Source organism: Planosporangium spinosum, assembly GCF_049999945.1.
Classification (GTDB): Bacteria; Actinomycetota; Actinomycetes; order Mycobacteriales; family Micromonosporaceae; genus Planosporangium; species Planosporangium spinosum.
This window is the reverse complement of sequence record NZ_JBLYUB010000026.1, coordinates 88,252-95,741: the sequence shown is the minus strand read 5'-3', so window position 1 is coordinate 95,741 and position 7,490 is coordinate 88,252. Positions and strand designations below refer to the sequence as shown.

General features: G+C 72.8%; 8 protein-coding genes and 1 pseudogene. 7 read left to right on the top strand and 2 right to left on the bottom strand.

The features are described 5' to 3' along the window. The 3 genes and pseudogenes from ACNTMW_RS27485 to ACNTMW_RS27475 form a co-directional block, all read left to right on the top strand. Positions 1-118, top strand: a pseudogene (locus tag ACNTMW_RS27485) (IS5/IS1182 family transposase); the annotation flags it as partial. Positions 119-378: 260 nt separating this feature from the next. Beyond that, complete coding sequence (locus ACNTMW_RS27480) at positions 379-1,011, top strand: hypothetical protein (protein ID WP_426636753.1); 633 nt, start codon at positions 379-381, stop codon at positions 1,009-1,011. Between the two features lie 4 nt (positions 1,012-1,015). After that, positions 1,016-1,453 carry a hypothetical protein gene (locus tag ACNTMW_RS27475; protein ID WP_426636752.1) on the top strand — a complete coding sequence of 146 codons (438 nt, stop codon included), beginning with the start codon at positions 1,016-1,018 and terminating at the stop codon, positions 1,451-1,453. 30 nt (positions 1,454-1,483) lie between these two features. On the opposite strand, the gene ACNTMW_RS27470 is transcribed toward ACNTMW_RS27475, so the two are convergent. Continuing rightward, positions 1,484-2,104: a TetR/AcrR family transcriptional regulator gene (locus ACNTMW_RS27470; protein ID WP_426636751.1), complete on the bottom strand. Its 621-nt coding sequence runs from the start codon at positions 2,102-2,104 to the stop codon at positions 1,484-1,486. Positions 2,105-2,199: 95 nt separating this feature from the next. On the opposite strand from ACNTMW_RS27470, the gene ACNTMW_RS27465 reads away from it, so the two are divergent. The 4 genes from ACNTMW_RS27465 (at position 2,200) to ACNTMW_RS27450 (ending at position 5,803) form a co-directional block, all read left to right on the top strand. Next, the gene (locus ACNTMW_RS27465) at positions 2,200-2,865 is read left to right on the top strand and encodes a CatB-related O-acetyltransferase (protein WP_426636750.1); all 666 of its coding nucleotides are present in this window, start codon (positions 2,200-2,202) and stop codon (positions 2,863-2,865) included. A gap of 249 nt (positions 2,866-3,114) precedes the next feature. Continuing rightward, positions 3,115-3,849 carry a YqeB family protein gene (locus ACNTMW_RS27460; protein ID WP_426636749.1) on the top strand — a complete coding sequence of 245 codons (735 nt, stop codon included), beginning with the start codon at positions 3,115-3,117 and terminating at the stop codon, positions 3,847-3,849. After that, positions 3,846-5,042, top strand: a complete 1,197-nt coding sequence (locus ACNTMW_RS27455; protein ID WP_426636748.1) for a histidine kinase — start codon at positions 3,846-3,848, stop codon at positions 5,040-5,042. The genes ACNTMW_RS27460 and ACNTMW_RS27455 overlap by 4 nt, the downstream gene beginning before the upstream one ends. Next, complete coding sequence (locus ACNTMW_RS27450; RefSeq protein ID WP_426636747.1) at positions 5,030-5,803, top strand: response regulator; 774 nt, start codon at positions 5,030-5,032, stop codon at positions 5,801-5,803. The genes ACNTMW_RS27455 and ACNTMW_RS27450 overlap by 13 nt, the downstream gene beginning before the upstream one ends. A 43-nt stretch (positions 5,804-5,846) precedes the next feature. Here ACNTMW_RS27450 and pdxR read toward each other — a convergent pair whose 3' ends face one another. Continuing rightward, on the bottom strand, positions 5,847-7,448 hold the full coding sequence (pdxR, locus tag ACNTMW_RS27445) for a MocR-like pyridoxine biosynthesis transcription factor PdxR (protein ID WP_426636746.1): 1,602 nt from the start codon (positions 7,446-7,448) through the stop codon (positions 5,847-5,849). Positions 7,449-7,490 lie beyond the last annotated feature (42 nt).

Here is a 7,490-nt window from a genome sequence, read left to right as displayed (position 1 = left end):
CACCCTCAAGACGTGGAAGGTCCTGACCAAACTCCACTGCTGCCCGCGACGAGCCACCCCAATCCTCGCCGCGATCACGCTCCTCCAACTCATCGAGGAGCAGCGCGAGTCAGGATGAAATCAGCTCCTTTGGTGAAATCGGTGGATGTATCTGCGGTTACGTTGCAGGATACGCCGGATGGCCTGACGGTGAAATAGTCGGTCGAGACTGACGGGCTTCTGTCGGATTGTTCGGGAATAACCGCAGCTCAAGACGGGCGGCGACAAATCCGGTCGCCCATTTTGATGGCTTGCACGCACCGGGAAGTGCTCCTAAGGTGATCGACAAACATCAAATTTCCCGCCTCTGAATAGCGGGTCCGCCTGGGGAGTGGTGATTTGAAGGTGCAAAGGGTCTTTCCGAACGGGATGAAGCTCGTCGCTGCCGTTGCATTCGCTGCCGCAACGGTCGTCGGCACGGTAGCGTCACCGGCAGCGGCCGAGCAGGCTACCGACAAACTTGTGAACGAGGTCGTTGTCGAGAGCCCGGCCAACAAGGTCCTGCGGACGACCATCACCCTGAATTTTGATCGGGGCATCTCGCAGGAGAAGGCGACGACGTTGAAGGAAGACCTCAAGCATGAATTGGCGGTGCAGCCCGCCGCGAACGACTACCTCTCCTGCGAGGGGAACCTGACCCGGACCGACTCGAACGGACGGTTCGACGCTCAATACACCTGTTACGCCACGTACGGCGTTGTCGCCTGGGGCTTCAGGCTGTCGGCCGGTGTCCAGGCGATCGTGGTCGGCAACGTGAACGAGCGTGGCCTCAGCTGGTGGCGGAACGGTGCCGCGATGCCGCAGAACGCCCCGCACACCGTACCGGCGAGCTACCAGTTCCACGGCAGCATGAGCCCTACCTACAACCCGTGCCACGTGGATTACCAGGACTACCTGACTTTCCGGCACAATGTCGGTCCGGGCGGCACCGGTTCGGTCACCTTCGCGGGCGGCCTGGACCTGCTAGATTAGCCGCGTGACAATCGATAGTGCCGAGCACGTCGCGCGCCTGGTCGCCGAGGCGATACTGAATCGCCTCGGCGACCAGGCGCCGGGATGGCGAATCATCACTATTGACGAATCCTCGATCGCGGTCGGCCCGCGCCCGCCCGGCGAAAATCCCGAGCCACGCAGCCTGAGGATTACACTCGGCCCGGCCGGAACGGGCCCGGCCGGAACGGGCCCGGGCGGAACGGTGGCCGTTTACTTTTCTCTCGATGTCGAGCGGCAATTGGCGACGTTGGCGTTGGCGGACCAGATCCAGACTCACGCGCTGGAGGAAACGCACGGGAATCCGCTGCCGCCGTGTCCCGATCATGCGCATCCGTTGACCCCGCGGTTGCGGCCCGGGGGCATGGCCGTGTGGACCTGCCCGAGCGATCCCGCGCATTTCGAAGAGCCGATCTTCGCGTAGAAGAGAGTCGGCCCCGACGTCCAGTCGGTGTCAGCTCAGGGCGCCGGCGCGCGCGGCGGCGAGCGCGGCGACCGCGGCGCGGTCGGCGACCGCCTCGTCGACCGGTTCCCGGCTGATGAACAGGCGGTAGTACAGCGGGGCGACGGTCGCGCGTACCACCTCGACCGGGTCGGTGCCGGCGGGCAGCTCGCCCCGGGCGATGGCGCGGGTGACCACGGGGGCCGCCTGGCGGTGGCGGGCGGCGATGAAGGCGTGCAGGGCCTGTGCGGCGGCGGGGTTCTGCGCCGCCGCCGAGACGAACGCGGTGGACACCGGGCCGGTGTGCGGATCGGTGAACCCGACGAGCACCTCGCGGGCGAGGGCGCGCAGGTCGCCGTCGACGGTGCCGGTGTCGGGCACCGGCCAGGGCTCGCCGCTGGCCAGCTCCAGGGCGTCGGCGATCAGGCCCTCGACGCTGCCCCAGCGCCGGTACGCCGTGGTCTTGTGTATGCCCGCGCGGGCGGCGACCGCCTCGACGGTCAGCCCCTGGTACCCGTTGGCGGCCAGCTCGGCGAGGGTGGCCTGGCGGACGGCGTTGCGGACCAGTGCCGTACGGCCACCTGGCCGAACGGTGCCGTGGCCGGCCGGCCGCTCCGCCTCGTGCGATTCCAAATGCAACTCCAGTTGCGTCAATGTCTCCGGTGTGCCATTGTCACCCTAACGCAACACGTGTTGCGTTAGGTGGGAACCCTTCCGAAGGGAAGCGCATGACTCAGGAGCAGGGCGTGATCCCCGACCCGACGACCGTCCACCCCCTCGCCGGGTTCGACCGCGTCGTGTTCCTCAAGCCGCTGGTCAGCTCACCGAAGATCGTGGTGGGGGAGTACACCTACTACGACGATCCGGAACACGCGACGGCGTTCGCCGAGCGCAACGTCCTGTACGGCTACGGCCCGGAGAAGCTCGTCATCGGCCGGTACTGCGCCATCGCCGCCGGCACCCGGTTCATCATGGCCGGCGCCAACCACCCGACGGGCGGGGTCTCGACGTTCCCGTTCGCCATCTTCGGCGGCGCCTGGCGTGAGTACACACTGGACGTCGTCATGAACGTGCCGAGCCGGGGCGACACCGTCGTCGGCAACGACGTGTGGTTCGGGTACGGCTCGCTGGTCATGCCCGGCGTCCGCATCGGCGACGGCGCGATCGTCGCGACCGGCTCGGTGGTCACCGCCGACGTGCCGCCGTACACGGTCGTGGGCGGCAACCCGGCCAGACCCGTCAAGCGGCGGTACGACGACGCCGACGTGGCGCGGCTGCTGCGGGCCGCCTGGTGGAACTGGCCGGTCGAGCTGGTAACCGCACACGCCCGGACGATCATGTCGGGTACGCCCGCCGACATCGAGAAGATCGCTCGAGTCAACGGCCTGTGGTGACCCGGCCGTGAGGTCCCGGGGCCGACATGTCCTGACCCGCCCTGTCGATCCGGACGCCGCGACTCCGATGGACATCCACTGGCTTCCCCGCCACCCCGGTGACCGTGGCGTCGACTTTGGTCGACGTCACCGCGGTACCGGTCGACCTTCGGCCGCTGTGCCACGTGGGCCCCGGCGCCTACCGTCGTGGCAGGAGCGGCGGACCGGGCCGGTGCCGCTCCCGCCGACGGGAACCGGAGGGTGGTGCACATGGTCAGTGGAGAGCGGGCGGGCGGCCGCCGGGGGAGTGCGGACGGCCACGACGGGGCGACGGTGCTGGGGTATCCGATCGTCGACCGGCTGGTCCTCTTCCTCGGCATACCCGCTGCCCTCGGGCTGCTGTTCGGGTTCGGGCTGCCCGCGTTCGCGCGGTGGCTGCTGGGCTTCTCGGTTCCGGTACCGCTGGGGATCGTGTTCCGGGTCTTCGCCGCCGTGGACCGGCCCCGGGAGGTCGCCGTCAACGCGGCCGTCTGGGTCGTGGTCGGGCTCGGCATCGCCGTCGCGGCGCTGCGCACGTCGGCGAAGGTGACGCTGACCGGCGCCGAGCTCCACCTCGACCACGACGATCGGACCCGTACCGTCGCGCGCGCCGACATCGACGCCGTGTTCGTCGACGGCAAGGATCTCGTCGTCCTCGACCGCGAGTCGCGCCAGATCTTCCGAGGTACCCACCAGGCGTCCGGGGCGGCCCTGGCGGCCGCGTTCCGCCGCCAGGGGTACCCGTGGCGGGACGCCGACCCGTACGCCGACCTCTACCACCGCTGGGTTCCCGGCGCCGGAGACCTGCCGCCCGCGGTCGACGCGGTGCTGGCGGCCCGGGAGACCGCGCTGAGTAAGAAGTCCGGGCGGGACGCCCGGGAGCTGCGCGACGCGGTGGAGAAGCTCGGCTTCACCGTCCGGGACGAGGGCACCCGGCAGTACTGGCGCCCGCTCGTACGGTCGTGACCGCTGCCGCGCGGCGGGTCCGCGGCCGGACCGGCGGCGCGCGGCACCGCCGCCTCCGGGAGCGGACCGGTGACCTCGCCGGCATCGGCTTCGCCGCGCTGGTGGCGCTGTTCGTGGCGGGGGACGCGGAGGAGACCGGGAGGCTGACCGGTGACGCCGCGTTCTGGGCGCTGGCGCTGGCCGGCGCCGGCTGCGCCGCGCTGTGGTGGCGGCGGCGCCACCCGGTCGGGGTGGCGGTGCTGCTCGCCCCGCTGGCCGCGGTGGCGGAGCCGGTGGGCGGCGCGGTCCTGGTCGCGGTCTACACCGTCGCCGGGTACCGGCGCTGGTCGGTGACGGTCGCCGTGGCCGCCCTGCACGTGCTGGTGGCCGTGCCCTATGCGGTCGCCCGGCCGGACCCCGCGCTGACAGTGCCGGGTGCCGTCGCGGTGAACGTCGCACTGCTCGCGATCGCGGTCGCCGCCGGGGTACGGGCCGGCTCCCGGCGGGCGCTGCTGGCGTCACTGCGGGAGCGCGCCGTCCGGGCCGAGGCCGACGCCGCGCTGCGCGAGGAGCGGCTGCGCGCCCGGGAGCGGGAGCGCATCGCCCGGGAGATGCACGACGTACTGGCGCACCGGATCTCGCTGGTGAGCCTGCACGCCGGCGCGTTGGAGATCAGGCCGGACCTGTCGGCCGAGGAGGTGGCCCGGACGGCGGGGATCATCCGGGCCGGCGCGCACCAGGCGTTGGAGGACCTGCGCGACATCCTCGGCGTGTTGCGCGCCGGTGCGGGCGACGACGACCTGCGGCCGCCGCCCGGCCTGGATGACCTGGACGACCTGGTCGCCGAGTGCCGGTCGGCCGGTACGCCGGTCGAGGTCGACGACCGGCTGGCCGGCGCGGCGGTGCCGGCGTCCGTGGGCCGCACGGCGTACGTGGTCATCCGGGAGGGACTGACGAACGCGCGCAAGCACGCCCCCGGCGCGCCGGTGCACCTGCGGCTGGACCGTACACCGGCCGGCGAGCTGCACCTGTGGCTGCGCAACGGACTGGTGGGCCGCACCGGCGCGCCGGCGGTGCCCGGCTCCCGGTGCGGGCTGGTGGGTCTGGCCGAGCGGGTGAGCCTGGCGGGCGGGCGCCTGGACCATGGCGTGCGGCGCGGTACCGGCGGGGACCTCGCGTTCCACCTGGAAACCTGGCTACCGTGGCCGGCGTGATCCGCGTCCTCGTCGTCGACGACGACCCGCTGGTACGGGTCGGCCTGTCGCTGGTGCTCGGCGCCGGAACCGACATCGAGGTGGTGGCCGAGGCGGGAGACGGCGCAGAGGCGGTCGAGGCGACCCGCCGGCTGCGGCCGGACGTCGTGCTCATGGACATCCGGATGCCCGGCATGGACGGGCTCGCGGCCACCGGAGCGCTCCTCTCGGCCGGCGACGGCCCGGCGGTCATCGTCCTCACCACGTTCGACACCGACGAGTACATCGTCCGCGCGCTCCGGCTGGGCGCCACCGGTTTCCTGCTCAAGGACACCCCGCCGCGGGAGATCCTCGACGCGGTCCGGCGGGTGGCCACCGGCGAGTCGATGCTGTCTCCGGCCGTCGTCACCCGGCTGATCCGGCACGTGGCACGCGGCGACGGCCGGACCGGGGCATGCGGCGACGGCCGGACGGGGGCACGCGGCGACGGCCGGACGGGGGCACGCGGCGACGGCCGGACCGGGGCATGCGGCGACGGCCGGACGGGGGCGGCAGAGCGGGCCGCCCGCGCGGAGCGGGCCCGGTCGGTGCTGGAGCGGCTCACCGACCGGGAGCGCGAGGTCGCACTCGCGGTCGGGGCGGGCAGGTCCAACGCCGAGATCGGCGCCGACCTGTACATGAGCGTGGCCACCGTGAAGGCGTACGTGTCGCGGATTCTCACCAAGCTGGAGTGCACCAACCGGGTACAGGTCGCGATCGTCGTCCACGACGCGGACGGATGAAACGGATGGAACCGCCGGCCGGGACCGTTGACCGCCGGCCGGGTCAGCGCAGCCCGCGCAGGGCGGCGCCGATTGCCGCGATGCCGGTGGCGATGTCGGTCGGCGTGTTCGCGGCGTACCCCAGGACGAGACCCGGCGGGCCGGGGCGCTGGCGGTGCCAGGACAGCGGATGCGCCTTCACGCCCCGGGCGAGCGCCGCGGCCGCCAGGTCGGTGTCGGCGACGTCGGTGTCGAAGGTGACCGTGAGGTGCAGGCCCGCCGCGGCGCCGTGGACGACGGCGCCGGGCAGGTGGGTGCGGACCGCGGCGAGCATCGCGTCGCGGCGGCGGACGTGGCGCCGGCGCAGCAGCCGCAGGTGGCGTTCCAGCAGGCCGGACTCCATCAGCTCGGCCAGGATCAGCTGCGGCAACGCGGCGTTGCCGAGGTCGGCGTACCGCTTGGCGGCCACCAGGGCGTCGTGGTACCGCGCCGGCACGACCGTCCAGCCCACCCTCAGGGCGGGAGCGAGCAGCTTCGACACGCTGCCGGCGTAGCAGACCCGGTCGGCCAGCATGGACCGTAGCGCGGGCACCGGCGGCCGGTCGTACCGGTGCTCGGCGTCGTAGTCGTCCTCGATGACCAGGCCCCCGTCGTCGGCCCACCGCATGAGCTGGCGGCGCCGGTCGCCGCTGAGCACGACCCCGGTCGGGAACTGGTGTGCCGGGGTGAGCATCACCGCGGCGTGGCCGCCGGCGCGCAGGGCGTCGACGCGCAGGCCGTCGCCGTCCACTCCGACCGGCGGAGTGTCCAACTGCCAGGCCCGCAGGTGCTGACGGACGCCGAGCGACCCCGGGTCCTCCACCGCGACCGCCGTGATCCCGTCCTCGCGCAGGACCCGCGCGAGCAGCATGAGCGCCTGCGTGACCCCGGAGACGATGACGACCTCGCGCGGGTCCACCCGGATGCCCCGGGTACGGGCCAGCCACGTGGCGACGGCACGGCGCAGGGCGGGGGTTCCCGTCGGGTCGCCGTACCCGAAGTCCCTCGACGCGAGGGCGCCGAGGACGGCGCGCTCCGCGCGCAGCCACGCCGCTCGCGGGAAGGCGGCGAGGTCGGGTACGCCGGGGGACAGGTCGACCCGGGCCGGGGCCGCCCGCAGCGAGTCGAAGACGTCCGTGCCGGGATCGGCGGCGAACAGCGTCGCCGCAGGCGGCGGGCCGGCGGGTGCGGGTGACCAGGCGGGAGCGGGTGCGGGTGACCGCGCGGGAGCGGGTGCGGGTGACCGCGCGGGAGCGGGTGCGACCAGGGGAGCGGCGACGACGACCGTACCGGCCCGTCCCCGCCCGGCGACGTGGCCGTCCTCGACGAGGCGCTGGTACGCCTCGGTGACGACGCCGCGGGACACGCCCAGCTCCGCGGCCAGTACCCGGCTCGCCGGAAGCCTGCCACCCACGGGCACCCGGCCGTCCGAGATCGCGCGCCGGAGCCGGTCGGCGAGCCAGTCGGCGCGCCCGCCGGCCGGGGCAGCGGCGATGTCGAGCTGCAGGAAATCCGACCCGGTTCCCGGGACGTCGGCCCCGGTTGCCGGGACGTCGGCTCCGGTTCCTGGGACGTCGGCTCCGGAGGTTATGGACCTGTCGTTCGGACTGTGTTTGGCCCTCCTCATCGGACCATTGTGGCAGCAGAGTGGAGGCGTCAACCCGGCACG

Bases quoted from the DNA above. Each gene is read 5' to 3' on its own strand.
- ACNTMW_RS27465 (WP_426636750.1), top strand. From the start codon at position 2,200: ATGACTCAGGAGCAGGGCGTGATCCCCGACCCGACGACCGTCCACCCC.
- ACNTMW_RS27460 (WP_426636749.1), top strand. From the start codon at position 3,115: ATGGTCAGTGGAGAGCGGGCGGGCGGCCGCCGGGGGAGTGCGGACGGC.
- pdxR (WP_426636746.1), bottom strand. From the start codon at position 7,448: ATGAGGAGGGCCAAACACAGTCCGAACGACAGGTCCATAACCTCCGGA.